At 62.2% G+C, this 26357-nt stretch carries 23 protein-coding genes; 10 read left to right on the forward strand and 13 right to left on the reverse strand.

All coding sequences use genetic code 11. The features are described 5' to 3' along the window. Positions 1-227 precede the first annotated feature (227 nt). Positions 228-830 carry a TetR/AcrR family transcriptional regulator gene (locus tag P0648_RS18805; RefSeq protein ID WP_276248722.1) on the forward strand — a complete coding sequence of 201 codons (603 nt, stop codon included), beginning with the start codon at positions 228-230 and terminating at the stop codon, positions 828-830. Positions 831-876: 46 nt separating this feature from the next. Here P0648_RS18805 and P0648_RS18810 read toward each other — a convergent pair whose 3' ends face one another. The 7 genes from P0648_RS18810 to P0648_RS18840 all read right to left on the reverse strand — a co-directional run bounded on the left by P0648_RS18810 (position 877) and on the right by P0648_RS18840 (position 7372). After that, entirely contained in the window at positions 877-1032 is a 156-nt protein-coding gene (locus tag P0648_RS18810; RefSeq protein ID WP_277506414.1) for a hypothetical protein, read from the reverse strand. A 118-nt stretch (positions 1033-1150) separates the two neighbouring features. Further along, entirely contained in the window at positions 1151-1942 is a 792-nt protein-coding gene (locus tag P0648_RS18815) for a helix-turn-helix domain-containing protein (protein ID WP_276248724.1), read from the reverse strand. A gap of 110 nt (positions 1943-2052) precedes the next feature. Beyond that, on the reverse strand, positions 2053-2799 hold the full coding sequence (locus tag P0648_RS18820) for a hypothetical protein (protein ID WP_276275017.1): 747 nt from the start codon (positions 2797-2799) through the stop codon (positions 2053-2055). Positions 2800-2861: 62 nt separating this feature from the next. After that, on the reverse strand, positions 2862-3242 hold the full coding sequence (locus tag P0648_RS18825; RefSeq protein ID WP_277506416.1) for a hypothetical protein: 381 nt from the start codon (positions 3240-3242) through the stop codon (positions 2862-2864). Between the two features lie 256 nt (positions 3243-3498). Continuing rightward, the gene (locus P0648_RS18830) at positions 3499-4635 is read right to left on the reverse strand and encodes a citrate synthase/methylcitrate synthase (protein WP_277506417.1); all 1137 of its coding nucleotides are present in this window, start codon (positions 4633-4635) and stop codon (positions 3499-3501) included. A 107-nt stretch (positions 4636-4742) separates the two neighbouring features. Next, on the reverse strand, positions 4743-6314 hold the full coding sequence (locus P0648_RS18835) for a lamin tail domain-containing protein (protein WP_277506419.1): 1572 nt from the start codon (positions 6312-6314) through the stop codon (positions 4743-4745). Between the two features lie 113 nt (positions 6315-6427). After that, a complete protein-coding gene (locus P0648_RS18840) occupies positions 6428-7372 on the reverse strand; it encodes a peptidoglycan-binding protein (protein ID WP_277506420.1) in 945 nt (314 codons plus the stop codon). Positions 7373-7727: 355 nt separating this feature from the next. On the opposite strand from P0648_RS18840, the gene P0648_RS18845 reads away from it, so the two are divergent. The 3 genes from P0648_RS18845 (at position 7728) to P0648_RS18855 (ending at position 11019) form a co-directional block, all read left to right on the forward strand. Then, on the forward strand, positions 7728-9362 hold the full coding sequence (locus P0648_RS18845) for a multicopper oxidase family protein (protein WP_277506421.1): 1635 nt from the start codon (positions 7728-7730) through the stop codon (positions 9360-9362). A 69-nt stretch (positions 9363-9431) separates the two neighbouring features. Further along, positions 9432-10724 (forward strand): LVIVD repeat-containing protein, encoded by a 1293-nt coding sequence (locus P0648_RS18850; protein WP_277506423.1) that lies wholly within the window; start codon positions 9432-9434, stop codon positions 10722-10724. A gap of 91 nt (positions 10725-10815) precedes the next feature. Continuing rightward, entirely contained in the window at positions 10816-11019 is a 204-nt protein-coding gene (locus P0648_RS18855) for a hypothetical protein (RefSeq protein ID WP_276248732.1), read from the forward strand. 54 nt (positions 11020-11073) lie between these two features. Here the strand turns inward: P0648_RS18855 and P0648_RS18860 are convergent, their stop codons facing one another. Next, positions 11074-12465 (reverse strand): GntP family permease, encoded by a 1392-nt coding sequence (locus P0648_RS18860; protein ID WP_276248733.1) that lies wholly within the window; start codon positions 12463-12465, stop codon positions 11074-11076. A gap of 274 nt (positions 12466-12739) precedes the next feature. Here P0648_RS18860 and P0648_RS18865 point away from each other — a divergent pair, with 274 nt between their 5' ends. Then, complete coding sequence (locus P0648_RS18865; RefSeq protein WP_277506424.1) at positions 12740-16390, forward strand: glycoside hydrolase family 97 catalytic domain-containing protein; 3651 nt, start codon at positions 12740-12742, stop codon at positions 16388-16390. A 62-nt stretch (positions 16391-16452) separates the two neighbouring features. Beyond that, on the forward strand, positions 16453-16947 hold the full coding sequence (locus tag P0648_RS18870; protein WP_277506425.1) for an MOSC domain-containing protein: 495 nt from the start codon (positions 16453-16455) through the stop codon (positions 16945-16947). A gap of 19 nt (positions 16948-16966) precedes the next feature. Here the strand turns inward: P0648_RS18870 and P0648_RS18875 are convergent, their stop codons facing one another. Together P0648_RS18875 and P0648_RS18880 are read right to left on the reverse strand one after the other, a co-directional pair. After that, positions 16967-17356 carry a hypothetical protein gene (locus P0648_RS18875; protein ID WP_276248736.1) on the reverse strand — a complete coding sequence of 130 codons (390 nt, stop codon included), beginning with the start codon at positions 17354-17356 and terminating at the stop codon, positions 16967-16969. A gap of 103 nt (positions 17357-17459) precedes the next feature. After that, complete coding sequence (locus P0648_RS18880) at positions 17460-17933, reverse strand: hypothetical protein (protein WP_276248737.1); 474 nt, start codon at positions 17931-17933, stop codon at positions 17460-17462. Between the two features lie 204 nt (positions 17934-18137). Here P0648_RS18880 and P0648_RS18885 point away from each other — a divergent pair, with 204 nt between their 5' ends. From P0648_RS18885 to P0648_RS18900, 4 genes are all read left to right on the forward strand, one after another. After that, entirely contained in the window at positions 18138-19457 is a 1320-nt protein-coding gene (locus tag P0648_RS18885) for a M14 family zinc carboxypeptidase (RefSeq protein ID WP_277506427.1), read from the forward strand. Beyond that, on the forward strand, positions 19454-20794 hold the full coding sequence (locus P0648_RS18890; protein WP_369685697.1) for a S8 family serine peptidase: 1341 nt from the start codon (positions 19454-19456) through the stop codon (positions 20792-20794). Before P0648_RS18885 ends, P0648_RS18890 begins: the two co-directional genes overlap by 4 nt. Positions 20795-20881: 87 nt before the next feature. Then, the gene (locus tag P0648_RS18895) at positions 20882-21703 is read left to right on the forward strand and encodes a hypothetical protein (RefSeq protein WP_277506428.1); all 822 of its coding nucleotides are present in this window, start codon (positions 20882-20884) and stop codon (positions 21701-21703) included. A gap of 78 nt (positions 21704-21781) precedes the next feature. Next, entirely contained in the window at positions 21782-23113 is a 1332-nt protein-coding gene (locus P0648_RS18900) for a PQQ-binding-like beta-propeller repeat protein (protein ID WP_277506430.1), read from the forward strand. A 5-nt stretch (positions 23114-23118) separates the two neighbouring features. On the opposite strand, the gene P0648_RS18905 is transcribed toward P0648_RS18900, so the two are convergent. From P0648_RS18905 to P0648_RS18915, 3 genes are all read right to left on the reverse strand, one after another. Next, a complete protein-coding gene (locus P0648_RS18905) occupies positions 23119-24153 on the reverse strand; it encodes a M48 family metalloprotease (RefSeq protein WP_277506431.1) in 1035 nt (344 codons plus the stop codon). A gap of 82 nt (positions 24154-24235) precedes the next feature. Beyond that, on the reverse strand, positions 24236-25684 hold the full coding sequence (locus tag P0648_RS18910; RefSeq protein WP_276248742.1) for an MATE family efflux transporter: 1449 nt from the start codon (positions 25682-25684) through the stop codon (positions 24236-24238). Then, positions 25681-26265, reverse strand: coding sequence for a TetR/AcrR family transcriptional regulator (locus P0648_RS18915; protein ID WP_277506432.1), 585 nt, complete (start codon positions 26263-26265; stop codon positions 25681-25683). The genes P0648_RS18910 and P0648_RS18915 overlap by 4 nt, the downstream gene beginning before the upstream one ends. Positions 26266-26357 lie beyond the last annotated feature (92 nt).

Consider the following 26357-nt stretch of genomic DNA (forward strand, 5'->3'; position numbering starts at 1 on the left):
CGTTCGCGCCCGGCGTCCCGCCGCCTGCCTCTCCGCTGTGACACTCGTTTCGGCCCTCCTCGTCACACTCGGCGCGCTCGTCGGTTCGATGAGTCGCCCCGTATCGCCGGGGTCGCGAACTGTTCGGCCTGTTAGTACGACGGCCGACCAGACGAGATAACTATTAATGGCCGACGGTAATACGACGAAAAAGACCCCGACCGACGGCCACTGAAGACGGTTCAATCATGACATCAACCTCAGCTTCATCGAACACGAGCGACACCCAGACGGCGATAATGGAGGCGACGTATCAAGCACTCCGAAAACACGGGTACGCAGACCTCTCTATCTCGAAAATCGCAGAGGAGTTCGAAAAGAGCAAATCGTTGCTCTACCATCACTACGACGGTAAAGACGACCTGCTGGTCGCCTTCCTCGAGTACCTCATCGACCAGTTCGCCGCGGACATCACACTCGACGCGTGGGACGACGCGGAGGCCCAGTTGCGTTCGTTTTTCGACCGCCTCATTCCTCCCGCGCTCGACGACGAACAACGGGAGTTCCAGACCGCGCTGTTGGAAATCCGCGCGCAGGCTCCGCACAACGAGGTCTACCGCGAACAGTTCACGAAGACCGACCGCTTCATCCGCGAGACGATCGAGCAGTACCTCGAATCGGGCATCGAACAGGGAACCTTCAGGGAAGTCGACTCCGAGGCGACGGCGCAACTCTTTCTGTCCATGATCAACGGAGCGATACTGGAACGCGTGACCGCCGACAACCCACGGGCAATCAAGGACCTCCGCTCTGCGCTCAATTCCTACATCGAAGAGTACCTGGCCGCCTGACGCTGCACTCTCTGAGTGCGATTCCAGCGCGAAAAATCGATATTGGCTAGCGTCCGTAGCTGATAACCACCGACTCACAGAGTGTACACTGGAAGTACGCCCCCTCTCCCTGATGACCGAGATATCGGCGGTTTTCGACGGGGTGGATACATTCGACGCCACCACCGATGCTGTACTTCTTGCGGACGCGCGTGTGAGGCATCCGTTCTCCCTGTTGTAAGCTCGACATACAGGTAAAGAGACGACGGCGGAGGCGATAGGCCTGCGTTTGTAGTAGTGCAAATCGGTTCACTACACACGGTTTTGCGCCAGCCGGCGGCCTATCGCTCGACCAGTGGCGACGACGTGTCGGGTGAGAAATCAGAATGCTCTCGGAATGCGCCGCCGGGTTGGGTCGCGGTGGCGGCGAGCGACACCGCCCACGCCTCCGCCCGGCGAAGTCGGTATCTGAGCGTCGTAAGCGGCAGGTCGAGTTCGCGGGCGATGTCCGTCAAGTCGGCGCGTCGCGGGTGCTCGTAATACCCGAGCCGAGTCGCGGTTTCGAGCGCGACGCGCTGTTCGTACGGGAGGGCGAGTTCCCGGTTCGGACGGCGGTGTGCCCACGGTTCCGGCGATCCGACCCGGCGGATGGACAGCGTCACACCCGCAGGAAGGTCTGCGTGCAGCGCCTCGTGAAAGGCGCTCAGGTCGCGGCCCGCCGGGACGAGGACGCGCCACTCGTAGTAGGGGCCGCGCTGGACGGCGTCGAACACGAGCCCAGAGCCGAGCGTGGCGACGGCGAGCGAGGAAACCGAGTAACAGAACTCGACTTCGGTCGTCGAACGGTAGATGGTCCGGGCGGTCGGTTCGGCTTCGAGAACTTCGTAGACAGCGACCGCGTCGCACGCGGGATGGGGGTAGATGCACTCGTTGCAGATGTCCGGATTCAGATACACGGCTTCGAGCGTATCGAGTGCGTCCTCGGGACCTGTGATACGCTCTACGCGCCACCGAGAATCCGTCGACGCGGAGATTGCGAGCGTCGTGGCCATCAACTCGGGGTGGTCGATGAAGCTGTCCCGAACCGCGTGGACCCCCCGCTCGTACTCGAACAGGAAGACGTACTCGCGCATAGGAGACGTAGGATAGGTGTGGATTTAGCCCTTCTTTGCAATAGTGCAACTCTTCACGGTGAACGAGAGGAGCGAGTCGAGCGACGACGCAGTGTGTAAGAGGCGCCGCCTCACAGGAGGCCACTGATGAAGCCCACTCCCATGACCACGAGCACCGCCGCAGAGAAGACGGGCAGGTAAGGCGTGTACCGCTCGACTTGCTCCTCGAACTCCTGATAGCCGGCGATGAGCAGGAGCGTCAGTCCCACGATACCAGCGATGACCGTGAGGGCGTACGCGCCCATCAGTTCGAGGCAGTAGTCAGACCCGGCACAGAGGGCGATGATTTCGAACTCCTCCTCGTGGGCGAATCCGAGGAGGAAGGCGAACCACGCGATGCCGAGCAGGCCGCGGTCGGTGTGAGAATCGCGAGCGTGGTCGTTGGAATGGCTATGGTCGTGACTGTGGTCGTGGGAGTGACCAGCCTCGTGGCTGTGTGGATGATCGTGGTCGTGCCCGCCGTGACCGTGGGAGTGTCCGGAGACGTATTCGCGGAGGCCGAGACCGATGAGGAGGAATCCGGCGGCCAGACTGACTGGGCCACCGATTTGCACGTCGCCGAAAATCGTGATGGGCTGGTTGACCTCCGTGAGGTCGAAGTACGCTTTCGCGTAGAAGAACGCCCCGACCATCGCGATGCTACTCACGAGGTGGCCAACGCCGAGGATGACGCTCGCGGCCAGTCCGTAGGCCCACTTGTTCGCCGTGCCGAGGGCATAGGAGGCCGCGACTGGCCACCCGTGGCCGGGTTCGATGCCGTGGAACGCACCGAGCGCAATCGCCCCCGCGAACACCCCAAACGAGTCAGTGAGAACCATCCTCCCTACGTGTCAATGGGAGACCACCAGTAAAAGGAATGACGGCGCTCCAGCCGTCTCTGTCAGTCTCGCTGAAGGGCGCGTCCGGGAATCGCGTAGCCAGCGTCGGAAACCGCGTCGACGACCACCGACGGAAGGAGTTCGTCCGGCCAGCCAGTCTCCCTTCTGAGTTCTGACTCCCCGACACAGATGAGGTCGAGTCGGGCGATGCGGTCTTCTTGGACGCTGAACATGTAGTGGAACAACCGGTCTGTCGCATCCGACACCCGCACGTCGAGATACGTGTCGAACGATTCGACGAGCGGTTCGTGGGTCTCGACCGTCTCGATAACGGCTTCGCCGCTCAGGCTGACGCAACGTGACCCACACTCGTTACAGATGCCAGGGTGCGAGTCAGCACCTATATAGAGATACGTGTGGTCGCAGTCGAAGCACTGAATCATCTCACGCCACCTCCGCAGTCGGACACCGCGTCATTAGTCGAAGCACTATGGATAGTAGGTCTCTGGCCGCCATGTTAGGTGTTTCTCCGAAAAGTATTCACGTAATGATTGTGAATGCTGAATTTCCCAGCAGGTGTTGCATAAAAATATATATTTTTCACGATTCTCTGTTCGTGAGTTAGTTTCAAGGTAGTCGAACGGTCGTATTGGTCAGGTCATTAAATCGGGTGCGAGGTGCTGACCAGGAGAGACGCGCTCACCGCTCCCCGACCGGGACCCACTGCCTTCCCGTCTCGCCGACGTAGCGGGCTCGCGGTCGAATGAGGCGGTTGTCGGCGAGTTGTTCCTTGCAATGGGCTATCCAGCCACCGACCCGGGAGACGGCGAACGTCGCCGCGAACAGGTCCTGTGGGATGCCCACGCCGTGGAGCAACGCGGCGGTGTAGAATTCGACGTTGGTGTCGAGGCGGCGACCGGGTTTGTGTTCTGCGAGCTTTTCGACGGCGAGTTCCTCGAACGATTCGACCGTCTCGAAGAAGGCGCTCTCGTCGTTGCCCGCGTAGAAGCGTTTGGCGGCGGTTTCGAGCACCTCCGCACGCGGGTCGCGAACCTTGTAGACGCGGTGGCCAAAGCCCATCAGGCGCTCGCCTGCGTCGAATTTCTCCTGAATGTACCCCTCAGGATCACCGGATTCGTGGACCGCCATGAGCATCTCGAGGACCGGGCCGGGTGCGCCGCCGTGCAGCGGTCCTTTGAGCGTCCCAACGCCCGCGGTCGCCGCGGACACGAGGTCGGATTCGGTGGAGACGACGACGCGGGCGGCGAACGTCGAGGCGTTCAGGCCGTGGTCGATAACCGTGTTGAGGTAGGTTTCGAGGCCTCGCACCGCGTCGTCGGTCGGTTCCTCGCCCGTCAGCATGTGGAGGTAGTTCGCGGCGTGACCCAGGTCGTCGCGTGGGGCGAGTGGGTCGTTCCCTTCTCGGAACCGCCAATAAGCGGCCACGATTGTCGGGAAGACGGCGACGACACGCTTCAGGAGGGCGTCGGTATCAGCACCGCCTTCGAAGCCGAGATTGGCGGCCGCGACGCCCATGCGCAGTGCGTCCATCGCAGAACGCTCCTCGCGGGCCGCCCGTTCGAGAACCGCCGTCACCTCTGGCGTGATAGCACGGTTTGCGGCCAGTTCCTCGCGGAAGGAGGCGAGTTCAGAGACCGTCGGGAGTCGGTCGTGCAACAGCAGAAACACGCTTTCTTCGTAGGTCGCGTTCGAGGCGAGTTCGCCGACCGAAAACCCACCGATGGTGAGTTCGCCTGCCTCGCCGTCGATGCTGCTGAGTCGCGTCTCCGCAAGAACCACGCCCTCTAAGCCCCGATTCAGTTGCTCGTCAGCCATGGTGAAGCAAACGCCGGGCACTGGTAAATATCCGAGAGCAGCGGAAATTTACCCGGTCGAACGCGACGGAGCGTTGTATTCTGGGACGGGCGGCATGCGAAGACCGTTCAGTACGTCCGTTCAGCCACGACCGTTCCGGTATCATCGACGACGGAAACGGTATCGCCATCGTCGTTCCAGACGCCCTGGGAGTGGTCCCAGTGGAGAACGACCGCGTCTTCGCCGTCACCGGTTCGAACCTGAACGCGACCGCCGACCGGCAGGGTCGTTCCGACGGGGAACTCGAAGCGCTTGCCAGAGGCGTCTTCGACGCGCCAGTTCGAGATCTCGAGAGGGCAGTCGCCAGTGTTCTCGAGGACGACGAGTTCAGAATACTCGTGCCCCTCGACTGACGGTCGAATCTCGCTTACGGCGAGGTGGCCGTCGCGGGATTGCTCCTGCGTGACCGGGAAAAAGAGGTGTTCGAATTCGCTGTTCAGGTTCGACGTGACGACGAGCCGTGGGTCGTCTGCGAGGTGGGACGCCTCGTCGGAGACGGTGTCACCATTGAGGCGGAGGTCAGTGTCCAGGGCGGCAGCGACTTCGTTCAGATTTTCCCGAGCACGCGCTGGCATATCGGCCGCGGCGTGGCCGACCAGCACAACGGCCCCGCCAGACGCTGCGAACGACGCGAGTGCGGCTCGTTCGTCCTCGGTCAGCCGCTCCGCCGGCGCGGTGACGACGATTCCCCGAGCCTCAGCGAGCGTTTCTTCGGTCCACGAGTTGACCTGATGGAGGGCCACGTCCTGTCCCTCGAGGAAGCGTAGATAGTAGGCCATGTCCTCGAGTGAGAGGGCGAAGTCGGCGTTGAACTGGCCGTGGCCGCCGTCGACGAAAATTGATCCCGAGCGGTCCGTGAGCGAAGTGAGGAGATTCGTCACGAACGGGAAGTTTCCGTATCGACTCGTGTCTTCCGAGAATCTCTCCGCCTCTTCGTACGATTCATCCACGAGCGGGCCGGAGACCAGTGCGACCCGCGACTCCTCGTCCACGGCAACGAGCGGGAGTGCCTCGTCGTACGCGGTGCCGGAATCGAGCTGTTGGGTCGCGCTCGATTCGGCGAACACCGGGACGCGCGATTCGTCCACAGCCCCCGTCTCTGTGTGGATGCTCGCTGCCCGTGGCACGTACAGTTTACCCACCGGTTTGTCGCGAATCTCTGGCGAGGCGTCCGGGTCACTTCGCTTCCACACGCCGCGCTGGTCGGCACGGGCATCCAGTTCCGCGTCGAGGTAATCGTCGTGGTGGGCGAATCCAGAGTGATAGACGCGGGCGTATCCTTCAGCGACGGCCCGGCGGTTGTAGACGACTGAGTCGTCGCCGTCGCTCGGGGTGTATCGGACGTACCTGAGCAGGCGGCCGTAGGTCCCGCGGTCGGGTTCGTTTTCGTCGGCTTCGAGTTCGACCGCTGCGCCGGCGAGTTCGTCCTTCGCGAACAGGCTGGCTTGGTCCCCCCACTTCCCCAGATAGTCGAGGTCGCCGATTCCCTCCCATTCGGCGCGCCGCTCCGCCTCGACGTTGTCCCCCGTCTCTGGTGTGTCGATGCCGAGGACGCGAACCGTCTCCTCGGTTCCGTCTTCGAGTTCGACGGTCACAGTATCCCCATCCACCACTTTCAGAATAGTCGCCGATTCCGTCATACCCGCAGTCGGCCCCGCTAGTTATTATAGTTCATTGCCGAGGTGGTTAATTCAGCTATTAGTGTCGGTGAGTTTCACCGCAAAAAGCGTGGTGAGAGCCGTCGGTGTCCGTGTTAGAGGTCCATCAGTGCCTGCCACGTGTCATGCCCGACGATGCCGTCCACAGTCAACCCGGCGTTCGACTGGAAGTCCTCGACTGCACCCTCCGTCTCTGGGCCGTAGTAGCCGTCGACCGAGATGCTGTAGCCCTGGTCGTAGCGGAGGTGGTGCTGTGCGCCGTAGGTCGCCCAGTAGGGGTCATTGTTCGCGTCGTACACCGTCACGTAGAGTTCTTCCCACGTGTTCGGCCCGACGATGCCGTCGACGCTGAGTCCCTGGCTGGACTGGAAGGATTCGACCGTGTTCTCGACCTCGGAGCCGTAAATCCCGTCGTGGTAGTTCAGGTTGTACCCCTGCTCTTCGAGGAGGTACTGAATCGAGTAGACCCCCTCAGACTGGTCGCCCCGGGAGTAGGTTGGCCAACTGTAATAGTTGTCGGTGTCGGTTCCGCCGATGCCGGGGAAGTCCTTCGGAATGGGTTCGCCCTGCGTGACCCAGTCGCCCTTATCGCCGGGAATCGACTGCGGCGAGCCGTCGTGCTCGATTTCGAGGTGGACGTGGACGCCGGTCGACGAACCGGTGGTCCCCATACCAGCAATCTGTTCGCCGCGTTCGACCCACTCGCCGTCGTAAACGTCGTAACTGTTGACGTGGCCGTACTCTGAGACGTACCCGTCGCCGTGGTCGATGTAGATGTACTGACCATAGCCGCTCGGGTCCTCTGCGGCGTACGCCGTCCCCGCACGGGAAGCGTAGATTGGGTCTTCGGTTTCGCCGTCGATGTCGACCCCGTAGTGGTAGCCGCTTCCGCGTGGGCCGTACGGAGAGTTGATGTGGTCTGAAACCGGCCAGACGAAGTCGGCCTGGGCGGCGGCGGCCGTCGTGGTCATCACGGGAAGCGTGAGTGCGGTTGCGCCAACGGTGCGAAGGAAGTTTCGTCGCGCCCATTTCTTTCCCATTGTTTAATTTCGATTTAAATTAAAAGTGCTATGCAAAAAAGTTTTCTAATGGTTGTTCATTGACGAATAGAGGCATACAGCGAGAATGAGAATCGACACGAGCGACGCCCCTCGGTGTGCATGTCGCCACCGTTGACCACGTTGTGCTTTCCGTTAACGGCATGGGCGGGCGGCTGACCACCGAACGAAACTGGCAGCAAACGGTGAAAAATTCAGCCAGAGTCTTTGATAATCGTATCGGTAAAAAGGATTAATTACATCGTGTTCATGTCTCTGCTATGTCGCGATGTAGCCCTCCGGACAAGTTCAGCGTCGCATCCGCACTTCCCGTCGCGAACGAAGGAGCGAATCGTCGATGAGAGAGGTAACCAGACGGCGCGTGCTTCAGGCGGGGACCGCACTCGGCCTCTCCGGGACCATCCTCAATTCGATTGCGCCCGCACGAGCCCAACCGTCTCCCAACCTCGAAAAATTCGTCGAGCCGGTTCCGATTCCGAGCGCGAAAGCCCCCGACGGCAAGCGAAACGGTGCAGACTACCACCACATCAAACTCGAGGAGTTCGACCACAGTTTCCATCCCGACCTCGCCGACACGACGCTCTGGGGCTTCGACGGGCAATTCCCCGGACCACTCATCGAGGGGAACACGCACGAACGTCTCGCCGTCGAGTTCGACAATAGCGCGCTCCCCGACGACCACCTGCTCTCAGTTGACGAACGAGTCAACGGCACGAACCCGGACGATTACCCCGACTACGACGGCCCCGTCCCCGAAGTCCGAACGGTGACCCACTTCCACGGGTTGAACATCGAACCCGAGAGCGACGGGAAAGCGGAAGCCTGGACCTCACCGGACGGGGTTGAAGGGCCGCTGTTCGCCCAGTCGGTCCACGAGATTCCGAACCGACAATCTCGAATGACGTCAACCTACCACGACCACGCGCTCGGCATCACCCGTCTCAACAACTATGCGGGGCTGGTCGGGTTCTACTTCATCAGGAGCGAGCAGGAGGAGAAAATGAATCTGCCGAGCGACGAGTACGAGATACCCCTCCTGTTCCAGGACAAAGCCTTCGAGGAAGATGGGGCGCTGCACTATCCCGAGTCGTTCGAGCCGAACGTTTCCGGGGACACCGCGGTCGTAAACGGCACGGCCTGGCCGTATCTCGAAGTCGAACCGCGGCGGTACCGGTTCCGGCTCGTGAACCAGTCGAACGGCCGAACGTTCAACATGCGACTTTCGAACGACGACGGGACGGGGGCACCACAGGTCCACCAGTTCGCCCCGGACCAGGGATTCCTCGAATCGGTAGTCTCCATCGGCCCCGAAGGCGACCTCGACTCGCTGACGCTGGCTCCGTTCGAGCGCGCCGACGTCATCGTGGATTTCAGCGAGTTCGCAGGGGAGACGTTCACGCTCACGAACGACGCCGAGTTCCCGTACGAGGGTGAGAACGCGGGGTCCAACCTTCCGGAACTGCTTCAGGTTCGAGTGACCGACCCGGCGGAGAAACCCGAAGACGACAGCGCGGAACCCGCGGAGTTGGACCTTCCCGGTGGAACCACGTTCCGCGAGCAGGCGGCGAAGGAAACGCGTCACATGACGCTCAACATGAACATGACGGGTGAACTGGACACGCACCTACTCAACAACGCTCACTGGAACGACGAAGACGCCGTCGTCTACCCGCAACTCGGCTCCACGGAGATCTGGGAGTTCGAGAACATGACCCACCACACCCACCCGATTCACATGCACCTCGTCGGCTTCGAAGTCATCGGACGGGGACCGGACGGCACGGCTGAACCGCTCCCGAACGAGCGCGGGGACAAGGACGTGGTTCGGGTCAATCCAGACGAAACGGTGCGCATCATAACCACGTTCGAGAACTTTGCCGGTCGCTACCCGTGGCACTGCCACATCCTCGAACACGAAGACCAGGAGATGATGCTCCCATTCGAGGTGACGAAGGGGAATGAACGACGATAAGCACGTCAAACCTGCTTGATTTCGTCCATAATTATTTTAATCCATAATCAGTCTTGTTGGGAATACAACATGGTGGAAAACACTCGCCGCTCGGTTCTCAAGGCACTCGGGGCAGGGGCAGTTCTCGGGAGCGCAGGAATCGGGACCGTGAGCGCATCGAAGCCAAAGGGCAAAATCGAGAAACTCGGCCACTCACTGCTTTCCGACCCGCCGGGGAGTTACGCCGAGGTCGACGTCCGCGATGACGGACAGTACGCAGTCCTCGGCAGTTTCTTCGGCGAAGGCGGGAGTTTCCTCGTGGATATCACGAACCCGACCCAGCCGACGGAGGTCCACCGCGTGCCCTCCTCCAAACACACCCGGAACGCGGATGCCAAGTTCGACACCCGCGATGGCCTCTACTACCGGTCACAGGAGCCAAACGACGACGACGGCGTCGGCGGCGTCGAAATCATCGATTACGGCTACGGCGACACCACGCCGGAGAATCCCGAAATCGTGGGCCGACTGGAAGCGGAGGACACGCACAACATCTTCGCCCATCCGAACGCGGACGTGGTTTACACTACGAACGCCCACGGCGGGCACGAGGACGAGGAGAACACAGGGTTCGACATCTTCGACGTGAGCGACCCGTGGAACCCGGAGAAGGTTGGTGAAGCCGGTCCCGCCGGCGCACTCCACGACCTCGTCATCGACCCGGACACCGAGTTCATGCACTGTGCGTACATCGGTGGCGGCCTCGACGGCTACGTCATCATGGACATGAGCGACCCGACCGCCCCGACGGAGGTCGGTCGATTCGACTACGAGGGGCGGCCCGACTACAGCGAGGAGCGCCTCGAACAGGGTGAACCCGGCTTCGAGAGCTGTCACTACGCGAACTACGACCCCGAACGCGGACTCGCGGTCGTCGGCGACGAAATCGGCCACGGCTGGCCCGGTGGCAAGCACATCTTCGACATCGGCTGGGGTGACGGGTCCCCGGAGAACCCGAAACACATCGGTTTCACCTACTCGCCGAACGCAGAGTATCAGGGCGACGACGAAAAGGAGACCTACGACTGGACGACGCACAACCACGACATCATCTCGAAGGGGAACACGACGCTCCTCGTCGACGGCGGTTACCACGAGGGTGTCGTCGTCTACGACATGAGCGACCCGACCGACCCCGTCCCCGTAGACATCTACGAAACCGACGACGAAGCCGACGAAGCGAACGGCGCAGAGTGGCTCGGTTCGGCCCCGAACGCGTGGGGTGCCGATTACAACGAAGCGCGTGACCTCGTGGTCGCGAGCGACATGACCACCGGCATCTACACGTTCAAGGTATCCCCGGCTGCCGGCGGACGGGAGTAGATCCTCGAAGGGTTTCGGCCCATTTTTCGACGTGCTGATCGAGCCAGTGGACGCTGCGTTAATACCCCCGGCTGTCATTTTGTACGGGACGATGGCGACCACCAGACGATGTCCAGACTGTGGCGTGGGGATGGAACAGATGGAACTACAGACCGGCGACGGCTTCAAACTCTATCTCGTGACCAACGAACCGAAGCCGGGACTCCTCGGCGGCCTCGGCGTCAAGGAGAAACTGGGTACGGTCGTGGCCGTCTGCCCGGAGTGCGGACTCATCAGACACTACGCGAAAAAGTGACGAAACCGGCACGAGTCGGCGCGACTGCCAGCCCGCGAGTTACGTGTGAGTTCCCTATAACGGGAACAGCGTCGAGAGGACGAGCACCACGACGAGGCCGGTAATCGAGATGATGGTGGTGAGCGCCGTCCACGTCTGCAGGGTCTCGCGCTGGGTGAGGCCGCCGATTTCCTTGACGAGCCAGAACCCGGAGTCGTTGTACCACGAGCAGATGTTGCCGCCCGCGCCGATGACCATCACGAGGTAGGCGGGGTGGACGGCGAGTTGGCTCGCGAGTGGGGCCATGATGCCCGCGGCGGTGAGCATGGCTGCGGTGGCAGACCCCTGTGCGATGCGGACGATGGCGGCGATGAGCCACGCCGTCACGAGCAGGCCGATGCCGACGCCCTCCAGACTGTCTGCGAGGTATGGGCCGATACCGGACGCGGCGAGCAGCGCCCCGAACGCGCCACCCATCGCGGTGATTGCGGCGATGTTTCCCCCACTTTTCAGGGCTTCCGTGAGTTCAGATTCCCACGCCGGCCGCGCGAGGTCGCTCCAGCGAAGGTAGGTGTAGGCCGCGACGAGGGCCGCGACGGTGAGCGCGACGTTCTTGTCGCCGACGAAGGCGACGAACGGTTCGACCGTCGTGAGGTCGGGGTAGAAACCGACGAGCGCATCGACCACGGTGAGCGAGCCGACGAGGACGACGGCGAGGACGACGGGTAAAATCGATTCGAGGACTCCCGGCAGCGAGTCGGTGTCTCGTTTCGCACGTTCTTTGAGTTCCTCCGTGGTGGTGCCCATCGAATCGCGAAGTGGGATGTCGAGCCGACGGTTTATCCAGCGCCCGTAGACGAGGCCGCCCATCGTCGCGGAGGGGACGGCCACCGCGACGCCGATGGCCATCGTCACGCCGAGGTCAGCACCAATCTGCTCGGCGACGGCGAGGGGGCCGGGCGTCGGCGGAACGAACACGTGTGCGGTGGCCGCGCCCGCGCCGACGACCACGAGGTAGAGCGCGTAGTTCTTGCCCACCCGTGCCCGCATCGAGCGGGCGAGGGGAGCCATCAGGTAGAACACGCTGTCGAAGAACACCGGGATGGCGAGGACCGTGGAGCTGCCCCACAGTGCGATGTCGCTGTTGCCCGTGCCCACGAGCGACTGAAACGACCGGACGATGCGCTGGGCCGCGCCGCTTTCGAGCATCGACTTGCCGATGATGGCGGCCATCAGGATGGGAATCCCGATGCCGGCCATGCCAGCGCCGAATTCGGTTGCTGTTTTCGTCGCCGCCTGTGCGAGGGCGAAATCGGGGACGAACGCGGCGTTCACGATTCCCACGCCGAAAGCGGCGAGTGCGAGGCCCACGAACGCCGGGAGGTCCCAGACGACGAGGAGCAGGACGACCAGGACGAGTCCAACCGCGAAGGTGAGCAGTGGACTGTGTGCAAACTGTATTGCCATGTGCTATTCAATGGCAACGAGATTCCCCATTGAAATTGATTGCTATTCTACAAATTTGCAATTATTTTTTACTACTGTTAGAGGGTAATTTTCAACCGTTCTGCATACCGCGTGCACGCTCCGTTGTGTACGCGTTTATTCCGGTGATACGCTGCTCAGATTGTCCGTTTCGTGCCACGGAATGAACCGTCTGACTTCTAATCGGTTCGATATATTATTAAAATTAATTCAAGTTGCAGTAAATTTATCATTCTTGTTCGTGTTGGTGGAAATAATGGTTGACGAACCAACATCCTGCTCTGGGTTGCCCCTCGACCGACGCTCGTTCGTGAGCGGCCTCACCTCGCTCGCAGCGGCGTCTGCGTTGTCCCTCTCCCTCGCAGAAGAAACAGCGGCGAAAGTCGATACTGGAACGAGTTCCATGCCACAGACGCTCGAATCCCCCGATGGCCGCGTCGAAGCGACGATAGACCTCGAAGACGGCGTTCCCGTCTACAGCGTCGCCTACGACGGGCAGACGGTCGTCGAGGACTCGATGCTTGGGTTCGAGTTCGCCACGCAGGCACCGTTCGGCGACGGCATCCGCGTTACGGGCACAGAGCGGACGACGTACGACGACACCTGGGAACCGCTCTGGGACCAGTACGACGAGATTCGCGAGCACTACCGGGCGCTCCGCATCGGGTTCGAGGAAACAGGCTCACCGGGTCGCTCGCTGACCCTCGAATTTCGCGCCTTCGACGACGGCCTCGGCTTTCGCTACGTCTTCCCCGAGAACGGCGGGTTCGGAGACTTCACCATCACCGCAGAGCGCACCGAGTTCGCCTTCGCGGGTGACTACACCGCGTGGTGGATTGAAAACGACTTCAACAGCTACGAGTACGAGTACACGGAGTCAGTCCTGAGCGAAATCGGCGACCTGAGTCCCTTCGGCGGCGCACACACGCCGATGACCATGCGGGCCGACGAGAATCGCTACGTCAGCATCCACGAGGCGAATCTCGTCGATTACGCCGGGATGGGCCTCGAACCTGTTTCCCCGGGAGCCACCACGTTCGAATCCGTCCTCGCACCTATGCCCGACGGGTCGAAAGTCACTGCAGCTGCCCCCCACCGGACGCCGTGGCGGACGATTCAGGTTGCCGACCGACCCGGGGCACTAGTCGAGTCGAATCTCGTGGTCAACCTGAACGAACCGTTCGACGCGGATGCATTCCCGAAAGGGACCGATTTCATCACTCCACAGAAGTTCCTCGGCGTGTGGTGGATGATGATTACCGGCCGTGCAGACTGGGAGTACAACGGCCCGGAGACCGGGAATCACGGCGCACAGACCGGCCGGATGAAACGCTACATGGACTTCGCGAGCGAACACGACATTCCGAGCGTGCTCGTAGAAGGGTGGAACGAGGGCTGGGACTCGTTCCCCGGCGATGGGACGACGATGGACTTCGACGACCCCTACCCCGATTTCGACCTGCGCGAGGTCACCGAGTACGGTCTCCAGTTGGACCCACCGGTCGAGATGACCTCTCACAACGAAACCTCTGGGAACTTCGTGAACTACGAGGCGCAACTCGACGACTCGCCGAATCCATTCGCACTCTACGAGGAACTCGGGATTCGGTCCATCAAGACCGGTTACGTCGCAGACGATGGCATGACCGTCGACGGGAAGACCTACAACCACCACTGTCAGGCGCTGGTGAACCACCACCACCTCGTCTATCAGGAGGCGGCGAACCACCGTCAGATGCTCGAAGTGCACGAACCCATCAAACCGACCGGGGAGCGCCGGACCTACCCGAACGTGATGACCCGCGAGGGCGTCCTCGGCCAGGAGTACGACTCCTTTGGCTACGTCAGCCCCGACCACCACGTCACCTTCCCATTTACCCGGATGCTCGGCGGGCCAGTCGAGTACACGCCCGGCATCTTCGACATGGACTCCGGGTCTGGCGGCATCGAGACGACGCGGGCGAAGCAACTCGCGATGTACCCGACCTACTTCAGCGGCCTGCACATGGTCGCAGACTTGCCGAGTTCGTACCTCGCAGAACAGGCAGCGACGGTCGCCGTCGGGTCGGTCGCACAAGCCGAATTCGCCGACCGCGAGGGCCTGCCACGGGCCGCGAAGTGGGCGAACGCCCAGGGCGGCCGATACGTCCGATTCGACCTCAACATCGCAGACACGGGTGCGAGCGTGTCGTGGACCGTCGAGGATGTGCCCGAGCGCGGGAAGTACGACCTCCACCTGCGCTATGCGAGTGACGCGGAGGAAAACGCCGTCCCGGCCGACGAACCGCGCACCGTGACGGTGTCGGCTGGCGAGACGACGACCCAACTCACACTCGCACCGACGGATTACTGGGACGACTGGGCAACGGCCTCGACGACGGTTTCGCTCGCCGCGGGCGAGACCGACCTGAACCTCACACTCGGCGAAGGCGACAGCGGCGGGTTCAACCTCGACGCTATCGCGCTGACGCAGCCGGGGGCGGTCATGCCCGACCCCGAGACGGACCCGATTCGCGGGCCGACAGTTCCCGAGTTCCAGTTCGTGAAAGACGTGCCCGCCTGTGGATGGAGTGACACCCGGGTCCTCGATTCGGCCATCGGCGAGTACACGGTCACCGCCCGGCAGAAGGACGACGAGTGGTACGTCGGAGCCATGACCGACGGAAACGGGCGGGCGCTGGACGTTCGGCTCGACTTCCTGAGCAAGGGCCCTGGCAAGCACGCGAAGGGACCGAAGTACGTCGCGGAGATTTACTCGGACGGAATCGACGCCACCTACGACGAAAACCTCGCAGACGTGCGCATCGACCGGGTGCTCGTGAATCCGAGCACGACGATTCTCGCGTCGATGGTCGGCTCTGGCGGGACGGCCATCCGATTGCGTCGCGCTCGCGGCAAAGAAATCGCCACGCTGCCGACCTACGAACGACCACAGCAGGACCTCAGCGTGTCGATTCCAGCCGAGACGTTCGTCAAAGAATCGTTCATCACTGCGACGGGGTCGAACGACGGTGACTACATCGGCGGGACGACGGTCGAACTGGTGGTCGATGGCGACGTCGTCGCGACCGAGAACGTCCGCTTCCCGCCGAACAGCAGTGAGCAAACCGACGACTTCGTCTACACGATAGCTGACCCGGGAACCTACGACGTGACCGTCAGAACCACCGACGGAACCGAACTTGCCGCACAGACGGTGCGCGTCAAACCACCGGAGACGGTCGCGACGCTCACCGATGCAGATGGTGACGACGATGGCCCCGGTTCCTACACTTACCCGACGAACGCCGCTTTCGAATCCGGTGCGTTCGACCTGCAATCGTTCTCGGCCGCACAGACCGACACCCTCTACGAGTTCACCTTCGAGGTCGAGAACCTCTACAACGCCTTCGGGAGTGGAACCGGCTTTTCACCACACATGTTCGTGCTCTGGGTACGCGACCCGGCCAAGGAAGGAGGGACGACCGAAAGTCGCTCGGACCTCGCGGCGACGACCGAGTTCGAACAGCCGTGGCACTACCGCCTCGAAGTGAGCGGGTTCACCAAGAGCGCCGTGAATGCAGGCGGCGGAACGCTCACTACTGAGTCGGGGTCAGCAGTGAGTCTCGACCAGCGCGTCGATACCGACGCCGGAACGATCACGCTCACCCTCGACCGGGCCGCGTTCGACGGCGTCGATGCCGCAAATCTAGAAGTCATTCCGATGGTACAATCGGAGGACCGGGGCACGCTTCGCCCGGTCGCAGAATCGAACGCCGAGTGGGTGTTTGGCGGGGCGAAAGCAGGGGCCGTCGAAAACGCACCGCGTATCGTGGACCTGCTCACGCCGGCGGGAGTCTCGCAGGCAGGCGCACTCGACTACTCGAGCGAAGAGCGAGCGACGCTCCCGTTCGTCCCGCTGGGATAGACCGGGCACAGTCCGCGATTCCCAGGGGATACACTCAAGATTCGGACGTACCGAAGTGAAGTATGAACGGACAGGGCACAGTCGAGCGGATTTTTATCGCTCCTGAGGCAGAAGCAGAGATGCGCGAACAGTCGGCAGTCGAGGCGGTCGCCGGAGCCGGCCTCCGCGGCGACCGGTACTTTCGGGACATCGAGTCGGGAACGTTCGTCGAGTGGGAGCGCGACGAGGACCGGCCGACGGGGTATGACCTGACGCTCATCGAACAGGAAGCCATCGAAGCAATCGAGCGCGAGGCTGGACTCACACTCAATCCCGGCGAACATCGACGCAACGTGGAGACGCGCGATGCGGCGCTCAATCACCTCGTCGGCAAGCGATTCACAGTCGGGGACGTGGTCTGTCGGGGCGACCGCCTCTGTGAGCCGTGCAGTCACCTCCAGCGCGTGACCGCAGACGGCGTTCTCAGTGGGCTCACCCACCGCGGCGGCCTGCGAGCCGACATTCTCGAAGGCGGCACGATTCGACCTGGGGACGAAATCACCGTCCTCGACGAGTAGAATCCGGCGGTTTCAAGAATTAGTCAGCAGATTCCTGTGTCGCCAGCATCTGGACGTGGTCTACGACTTCGACGAGCGAATAGTCGGTGCCACGTTCGAGCCCGAGAATCAGCCCCTCACCCTCTTCTTCACCGACGAGGATGGCAGCGACGACGATGTGCTCGTAGAGGCGACAGGTCGCCGTCAGTCGCTCTCCGTGTGGTTCTTCGTAGAGCGGGGAGGCGAGCGAATCGAGTTGCATCGGTTTGATGATATTCTCTATCACCACCTCGTCTGGATACTTCTCCCGTAAATCTGCGCGTGTATCGACGACGCCCCACGAATCCTGCGTGAAGTACGCCACCCCGACGAGGTCAGTTCCGAGCCACTCGGCGAGTTCATCGTAGACCCGATTGGCCAGCGTTTGCATAGATTCCCATTTGCGCCACTACGTATAATTCATTGGACAGACACATACATCAGGATAATAACATTTTTACCGACCGCTCAGTCTGTGGGTTCTACTCGTAAACTCAGCTGGTTGGGAGACTCCCGACGAAGAAGACGAGTCGCTCGCGCCGATCGGCGTTGACCACGTAGAAGTCGTCGAAGTACTTCACCACCGTCTCGTAGGATTCGTCGATGGCGTTCGAATACGCCGTGGCGAAATCGGCCAGATAGTCGATGGCGTCGTACCCCTGGGCGTGGGCGAGTGCGTCGGTCATCGCCGTGGCCGGGCCGGCCGGTTCGCTCGGTTCTCGCCGTTCCGCCGGGTCGCGCTCGTCGAACGTGAGTCGCGACCAGTCCATGTCCCGTGGCAGTTCGTAGGACATGTTCACCAGGAACTGAGGCTGTTTCGGAGCGTGGGTGACCTCGTCCGGACCCACATACGCGAGGTGTACCTCGCGAAACGGCCACGCATCCGAGAGGTCCGTCTCTGCTTTGTCGGTGAGCGCTCGCTCGAACTCGAACTCGAGGATGTCCACTCTGGTGTCATCGACGGCCATACTGACCTGTTCGGGACTATCCATTATGAATGATAGCATGGTACACGGCCGGGGGCCCCACCTGCACAGTCCCTTCTAACCAGATATGTGATTGTTTCAACCAACCACGGTAGTGCATAACACTAAGTAGTGGCTGCCCGCATTTTTGACCGGGATAGTCGGGGACGGAGACAGCCCTCCAGGTCCACCGACTCGCATTCGAAGATGAAACGAAGACACTTCCTCCAGACTACGGGTACAGCAGCACTCGGCGTGGCAGGCCTCACGAGCGTGTCCGCCGACCCAGACAAACAAACGTACAGACCGGGCGGGCCGAAACAGGGCACTGAGAACTTCATCAACCTGAACGCGTTCCACACCAACGAGGAACTCGCGACGGAACTCGCTCAGGTAGAACAACGAAGCGACCGCATCTCGCTCCGAGAAATCGGGCGCTCTGCGGGTCGAAACGACCCCATCTGGGAGGTGAAAGTCGGCGAGGGCGACACCCACATCCACCTCGTCACCCAGATTCACGGCGACGAAGCCATCGGAACGGAAGTCGCGCTGAAACTCATCAAATCCTTCGGGATGAGCAATTCGAAACAGGTCGAACACATCCTCGACAACCTCTCGTTCACCATCATCCCGCGAATCAACCCCGACGGGGCGATGTACCACTACGATTACGACGACGACGGCCGCGAAGAGTGGGTGGCCCGCCGGCAGAACACCCAGGCGTGGGAGGGTGAATCGCGCTACAAGCCGTACTATCACTCGACCTACCCGGTGGGTGACCCCGGCTACGACATGAACCGGGACTTCAACATCCGTCCACCTTCTGAGTTCAATCCACGAACTGACGACCAGGCGGACTGGTGGGCCAACGAACAGTACATGGACATGCCCTATGAAGGGCACACGCTCTTTGCGAGCGGCCTCCGCCTCACGCCAGAAGTGCGGGCCGTCACCGAATCGTTCATCGAGGCAAATCCGGACTACGCCATCACTCACCACCACAAGGGTGGCGACCTGATTCCGGGGTCGGGCGACGGCAACAAACCGCCGAAGCAAACGCTGATGAGCGTCATGGCCAATTTTGGCGAGGACTACCTCGCCCAGTCGCCCTTCTTCCCGGACGACCACACGCCGGTCAGTGAAGCGGTCAATCCGTTCCTTGACTACGAGACCAGCACGAAGTCCATCAAACTCAACTCGCTCGTCATCGAGGCGCTCGCAGACCGCGGCAACAGCGTCTACGACAGCATTACGCGCTACGGCTACTACCCACTCTGGGGGTCGTATCTGGACGCTCTCTGTCCGAACGTCGCCAACGGCGGCGACACAGCCGCTGGGATGCTCTACGAAGTGGCCTACCAGACCGACCACCTCGGGCAGAAGGCGTTTGGCCGCCAACTCCAACTCACGAAAGTCGGCTTCCTCGAATCGTTCGCCGCGCTCGCAGACGACCCGACGCTCACTGACTACAGCGTGGACACCTACTTCGATACCCCGCTGTACGGCGAGGAGGTGAATCTGCGATGACCCTGCCCCGAACGAATCGGCGGAGCGTCCTGAAAGCGACGGGGACAGCACTCGCCGGACTCACACTCAGCACGTCGCTCGCCGGCGCAAGTGAGAAGCGGCGCTACCTCGTCGACAGCAAGAGCCTGCGAAAGAACGCAGATGTCGAGATTCTCCACGACCTCTCTGCAGTCGACCTGCTCGTCGTCCGCGCAGACGAGGCGGCCCTCGACGGCGCCAAATACGCGGCAGATGGCCGCTACGAACCGCGAGTTCCAGACCCGGCTCCGGGCCGTGCAACGCGGGTCGAGTACCCGCCAGAGGGCGAGGACCTCACTGCCTACCAGTGGGACAAACAGGACCAGCGCATCCCCGAAGCCCACGAAATTACCCGGGGCGAAGGGACGCGCGTCGCCATCATCGACTCCGGGGTCGGCGCGGGTCACCCCGACCTACAAGGGACGGTGAACCACGACCTCTCGCGGAACTTCACGCCCGACTCGCTCGGCGCACCCGGTCCGTACGGCGGCGCACACGGCACGCACGTCGCGGGCATCATCGCAGCCAGCGATGAGAACGACTCCGGGGTCGTCGGCTCTGCACCCGGCGCGGAGCTCGTTGACCTGCGAGTGTTCTCGCAGGTGGATTCGGCCGACTTCTCCGCGTGGATGGGCGACGTGCTCGCCGCCATCGTCTACGCCGCGGACATCGGGGCGGACGCCGCGAACCTCAGTCTCGGCTGGACGTTCCGTTTCCGCGAAGACGGGTGGGGCAAATTCTGGGGGCAGGCGATGCAGCGCACCGCCACCTACGCCAACCGACAGGGGACGGTCCTCACGCACGCCTGTGGCAACTGGGGCGGCACGCTCCAGTTCGACAAGGACCAGCGCGACTCCTCCGAGATGGCCGGCGGCCTCACCGTCGCCGCCACCGGCCCAATCGGCTTCAAGTGGGGCGAAGACGGCCTCGAAGAACCGCCCTACGCACCGGCTTACTACACCAACCACGGGACGAACGCGGTGGACCTCGGCGCACCCGGCGGCAACGCCGATTCGGACGCCGTCGGCACGGGCGCAAACTGGCACTACGACTTCGTCGTGAACACCGTCGCAGAGCCGAATTACGACGAGAACGGCGAGTACCTCGGCGCGGACTACGGCTACGACTGGTACGCCGGCACGTCGATGGCTGCCCCGCAGGTCGCGGGCGCGGTGGCGCTCCTCAAGAGCGCGAACCCGAGAATGAACGCGAATCAGCTACAGAGCACGCTCAAACGCGTCGCCGAAGTGCCAGACGAGTACGAGAAGAAGTACTACGGTTCGGGCTACCTCGACACCTACGGTGCACTGACAGAGTAACCCGAGTCTCCGTTTTTCGGGTGCGGAGTCAACGTGACAGCAACGCAACACCCGAAAGCTTATCGCGGATTTTGATAACACCGTTACATGAAGCGCCGCCCACTCCTCCACTCGCTGGCCGCGGGAAGCGCGTTGCTCTCCGCCGGCTGCGTCGATTCGGTTCCGTTCGTGACTGGCCCTCCGAAGTCCGACGACGTGTTTTCCTCCTACCGATTCGAGGGCGCAGACCTCGTGGTCGAATTTCGAGAGGACGTCATCGTCGAGGAAGTCGTTTTCTACGACGAAGACACCGACGAGGAGCACGAAACCGTGAGCCATCCCGGCGAGACGGCGCGGTTCCGCGTCATCTTCCCGGAAACGTTTGAAACCCGTCTCACCGGAATGCCCCACGTCAAAGCAAAGACGGCCGACGGCTGGACCAGCGAGTGGGCGTTCGGCTCCGTCCACGCCTGGACGAACCACGTCGAAGCCCTCCCCGACGGCCGCGCTCGGTTCGACATCCAGAATCAGGGCGATTCACCGCTCCTGATTCGATTCGTCGCTATCTCCGGGGACGTGCCGAATCCGACGGTCGACCCCCAGAGCGAGTCGTTCGACCGTTCCTCACTCGGCTTCGACCCCGGCGTCATCGGCGTCGGAGCGAACCAGCCACTCACGCCCGACCGCCCCGACCTCATCGTCCCGGGCGGTGAGACCAGAGCGTTCGAGACGACGTACGCACCGTTCGCGTTCCCCGACGGCGCACCGGCCAACGCCTGCGACGGCGCGGAGCGAACTGGGAAAGTTACGGTGGTTCACGGGCGCGGTGGGAGCGCGGCCTATTCGTTCGATTACCGGCTGACGGGCGAGCAGTCGAGCGTGAACGGTGGGGGAGCAGTGGCCTGTTCGCTCGAATCCAACACCGCGTGAGGAACCTCGACGCGGGCACCGCCACGCGCACTCGATTCAACAGAAGATATTTACCTCGAATCTGTCAACATTTCTGAAATGCCCTCGAATCGCCGAACGTTTCTCGCGACGTTCGGAAGCGCGTTCGCAGCCCTCTCTGGCTGTCTCTCCCTCGATTCCTCCGAAGCAGAGGGGACGTGGCCCCGCTCGACCATCGACAATTCCCACACCGGCCACACCGGCATCGAGGGGCCGGCTTCGGCGCTTCACACGGAATGGAAACAACGTCGTGACCAAGGTGGCGTCGTAATCACCTCGCCTGTCGTCGGGGATAGCACCGTCTATTTCGGCTTCTCGCAGGAACCCAGAACAGAAAATCCGGGCGGCGCGTGGCTCGAAGCCCTCGACGCAACGACCGGCGAATCGCGGTGGGTGACCGAACTGTGGCGCAGCGACGAGTTCTACTACTTCTATCTCGCAGATTCGCTCGTCCTCCACGACGACCGCATCTACGTCCAGACGAAACCCGGGCTGAAAGCGCTCGATTTGGACGGGACGGTGCAATGGACGTTCGACAATCTCTTCGAACCCCAGCAGCGGCCCGACGTGGTCCCACCAATCGTGACCGACGACGTGGTCGTGGCCGGGACGTACGGGTCACCGTTTCGAGACCAGGGCCAAGTCGAAGCAGTGTACGGTATCGACCCTGCTGACGGGTCAGAACGCTGGAAAACCACATTCCCGGAAGAAACACTCATGTGGCAACTATCAGCCACAGACGGTATCGTCTACGTCCCGATGATTGCCGACGACCTCCTCATCGCCCTCGACATGGAGACTGGCGAGGAGCTGTGGCGCGAACAGCTATTGATTGACGGAGCCCCCACTATCGTCGACGACACGCTGTTCGTCGCGCTCTCTGAACGCACCAAAGACGGCAAGGAGTACGTCGTCGCACTCGACCGCGAGACGCGAGAGACGAAGTGGAAACAGGAGATCACGCCGCGATGGACGGACGCCGGATTCGCCGTCGCGGATGGACTCCTCTACCACGCCGCGGGGTTCGGCCTCGACGCGAGGAATGTGAAGACTGGCGAGCGCAGTTGGCGGTTCGGTCGGCCGGAGAACGTGAGTGTCGAAGCCCATGAGGGGAATCCCGAAATCGACCTCGTCTCGACCCCGGTCGTCTCCGGAGGGTCGGTTTACGTACCCGGGTGGTTACAGCGAGATACGGTGTTCGGACAGGTGTTCGTCCTCGACGCGAAGACCGGCGAGGAGCAGGCCCGCGCTAAACTGGGGAGGAATTCGCAGCTCCATGCCGCCCGACCTGCGGTTGCCAGTGACCTCGTGTTCGCACCCACCAACCACGGCGAGTTGTTCGCGTTCGGGACGTGTAATCTGGTCGTGCTGGGTCACTGTCTCGTCGATTGAGAAGGTTATCGAGTTTCTAAGTCCCTGGCGAGCGCCTGCAATCGCTCGATTCGCGTCGCCGTCGGCGGGTGGGTCTCCGGGAAGATGTCGCGACTGATGAGCGCCTTGTCGCCGTCGGTGAACATCGGCAGGTCGAGCGGGGCGATGTAGAGGGCTTCGACGCCGCCGTCGATTTCGCGCAGGTCGCGGTCGGGCAGGCCGGCCATCGTCTCGTCTATCTTCCCGAGGGCGCTCGCGAGGGCGAGTGGGTTGCCTGTGATGCGGGCGGCCCCGCGGTCTGCGGCGTACTCTCGGTACTGCGAGAGCAGGCGAAAGAGGAGGAAACTGCCGACCCAGAAGACGGTGGCGATGAGGATGGTCAGCAGGGCGGTGACGACGAACAGGACGATGAACACGAGCAGGGGCCGGGCGTCGTCGCTGTCGCTGTGGTGGAAGTGGCCGATGACGTTCCAGAGGCCGCCGAGCAGAGTGTAGGCAATTGTGGCGACCACGTAAGTGAACGAGGGCAAGAGGTAGGCGAGCGACATGACCGCCACGTCGCGGTTTTTCACGTGGGAAAGTTCGTGGGCCAACACGGCGTCGAGTTCGTCGCCCGAGAGCGTGTCGAGCAGGCCGCGGGTGACCGCGATGGTCGCCGTCTCCGGGGAGCGGCCCGTGGCGAAGGCGTTCGGGACGCGAGTTGGGGCCACCGCGAGGCGTGGCGTCGGGAGGACGGCCTGCGTCGAGAGGCGGTCGAGGCGGGCGTACACCTCCGGGTAGTCGGCGCGTTCGACGCGGCGTGCGCCAATCGAATGGAGGGCGAGACGGTCGCCGAAAAGGAACTGAAATGCGAGACCACCGACCGTCAACACGAGGACGAGTGGCAAGCTTACGGTGAACCGCCAGGCAATCTGGGTTTCGAGGAGGAGTTCGGCGAGCGGAACGACGATGTACGAAATCGCGAGACTCATCGCAGTAACGAAGGCGAGGGGCATCAGGGCGAGCAAGACGAGGGCGACGGCCATGCGATATTGGAGGCCGCGGTCGGGTTCCCACTGCATTATCTCGCCCTACTCTCGCTCACCTCTTGAGCGTTTCAGTTGAGAGACATCTTCAACGATGAAAAGATAGAGACGTGAGAGGTCAGTCGTCGGAAATGGTCGCGTCTACGTCCGGTGGTCCGGCGTCCGGCGACCCGCGAACGTTCGTCTCGCGCCAGGTCCCTCGTGAGAACCACGCCCACGCGATGAGCGCCCCGGTGACGTTCGAGACGAAGAACGCCACCCAGATACCGCGGACGCCGAAGATGGCGTCGGTCGGAATCAGGGGGAGCGAGAACCGGAACTGCGAGGCGACGTAGGCGACCGGCAGGCGAATCCCTCCGAGCGCGAGAATCGAGATGGTCGCCGCGACGAGCGTCTTGCCAGCGCCACGAAAGCCACCCGTAAACGCACGCATGATGCCAGTGAAGCCAAAGGAGAGTGCGACGTACCGGAGGAACGTACTCCCCTCAGCGAGCACGAGCGGGTCGTCCGTGAACACGGCGACGATGGGCGTCGGGAACAGGAAGATGAGGACACCGACCAGCGAGAGGATGACGAACGTTCCCTTCGCCGCAATGTAGTTCGCCTCCTCTGCACGGTCGTAGCGCCCCGCGCCGATGTTCTGGCCAGTCATGGTTTCGACGCCGCGGGCCACCGCGATAGCGGGCATGAAGATTACCGAGAAAACGCGCACGCCGATACCGAAGGCGGCGACGACGGGCGTCGCGAACATGCCGACGATGAGCAACATCGCGTTGACCGAGAGTGCCCGGCCCGTGCCCTCGATGCTCGCCGGAATCCCGATGCGGACGATTTTCCGGAGGTAGGTGAAGTCCGGTTTCATGTCCGCGAGGTGAATCTGGATGCCCCTCGTTCCCGAGACCATGATTGCGAGGCCGACCACCATGGCGAGGCTCCGGGAGAACACCGTCGCGATGGCTGCGCCCTGAATCCCCAGTTCCGGAAAGAACGCCCACCCATTGATGAGAAAGGGGTCCAGAACCACGTTCACGACGACGGTGCCGAACATGACGACCATTGGTGTGATGGTGTCCCCCGCTCCGCGCATCAGCGAGATGAAGATGAAAAACCCGAACATGAACGGCAGGCCGAGCGAGATGACCTGCATGTAGGCTGTCGCGCCGGGCAGCACCTCCGGTGATGCCCCGAGGAACGCGAGGAACGGGCGAACCAACGGGTAACCAATCGCGCCGAGGATAATCGACGCGATGAACGCGAAACTTACCGTCTGAGAAGCGGCGTACTCCGCTTCCTCCGTCTCGCCGGCCCCCGTGTGCTGGGCGACGAGGACGCTGCCCGCGACGGACAGACCCATGCCAAGCGAGATGAGTAGGAACACCATCGGGAAGCCAAAGGAGATTGCCGCGAGGGCTTCAGTGGAGTACTGACCGAGCCAGAAGGTGTCGGCGAGGTTGTACGCCGTCTGCATCAGATTCGTGATGACGATGGGTAGCGAGAGATAAACCAGTGGTTCGACGATGCCACCCTCGGTCAGTTCGAGTTCGCTCTGTCCCTTGAAAAGCTTCACACAACCGCCTCCGGGGTCCAGTCCAGTCGCTGGGCGAGGTACGCTCGCAGGTCCCGGTCGGTTTCTATCGGCGGTTCGTCGAGCGCGACGTGGCGGGCGTGCGCGCCGTTGATGACGGTGAGGACGAATCGAGCGACCGAGGCGGCGTCGACGTCGGCGAAGTAGCCCGCCTCGATGCCGTCCTCGATGGCGTCGGTGAGGATTGCACGCATCCGCTCGTCCATCTCGAGGAGTTTGGCGCGGTAGGCCTCGTGGTGGGGAGCCTGTGCTTTGAGTTCCATCAGGGCGATGGACACGCTGGTCGGCCCTTCCGCAGGTGAGATGAAAATGGCGTCGAGGAACGACATGAGTCGCTCGCGGGGGTCGCGGGCCTCACAGACCAATCGGTCCTCGAAGCGGGCGAGCAGGTGGTCTAAGAACGCGTTCAGCAACTCCTCTTTCGTGTCGAAGTGATAGTGTATCGCCGCGGTCGTGAGCGCCGAGTGGTCGGCGATTCGCTGCATCGTCAAATCGGCGTATCCGTGGGCGCAAATCGCCTGATGGGTCGCCTCCAGAATCTGTTCTTTGGTCTCTGCAGTCATTCAGTTGGTCGAACTTACTAACCAGTTAGTCAAAAGAGTTCGGGAGGTGGACGTGACCCAATCTCACACTCCAGCTCCCGGCCACCTCCTGT

Origin of the sequence: Haladaptatus sp. DYSN1, from assembly GCF_029489995.1 — an archaeon.
Lineage (GTDB): Archaea > Halobacteriota > Halobacteria > Halobacteriales > Halococcaceae > QDMS2.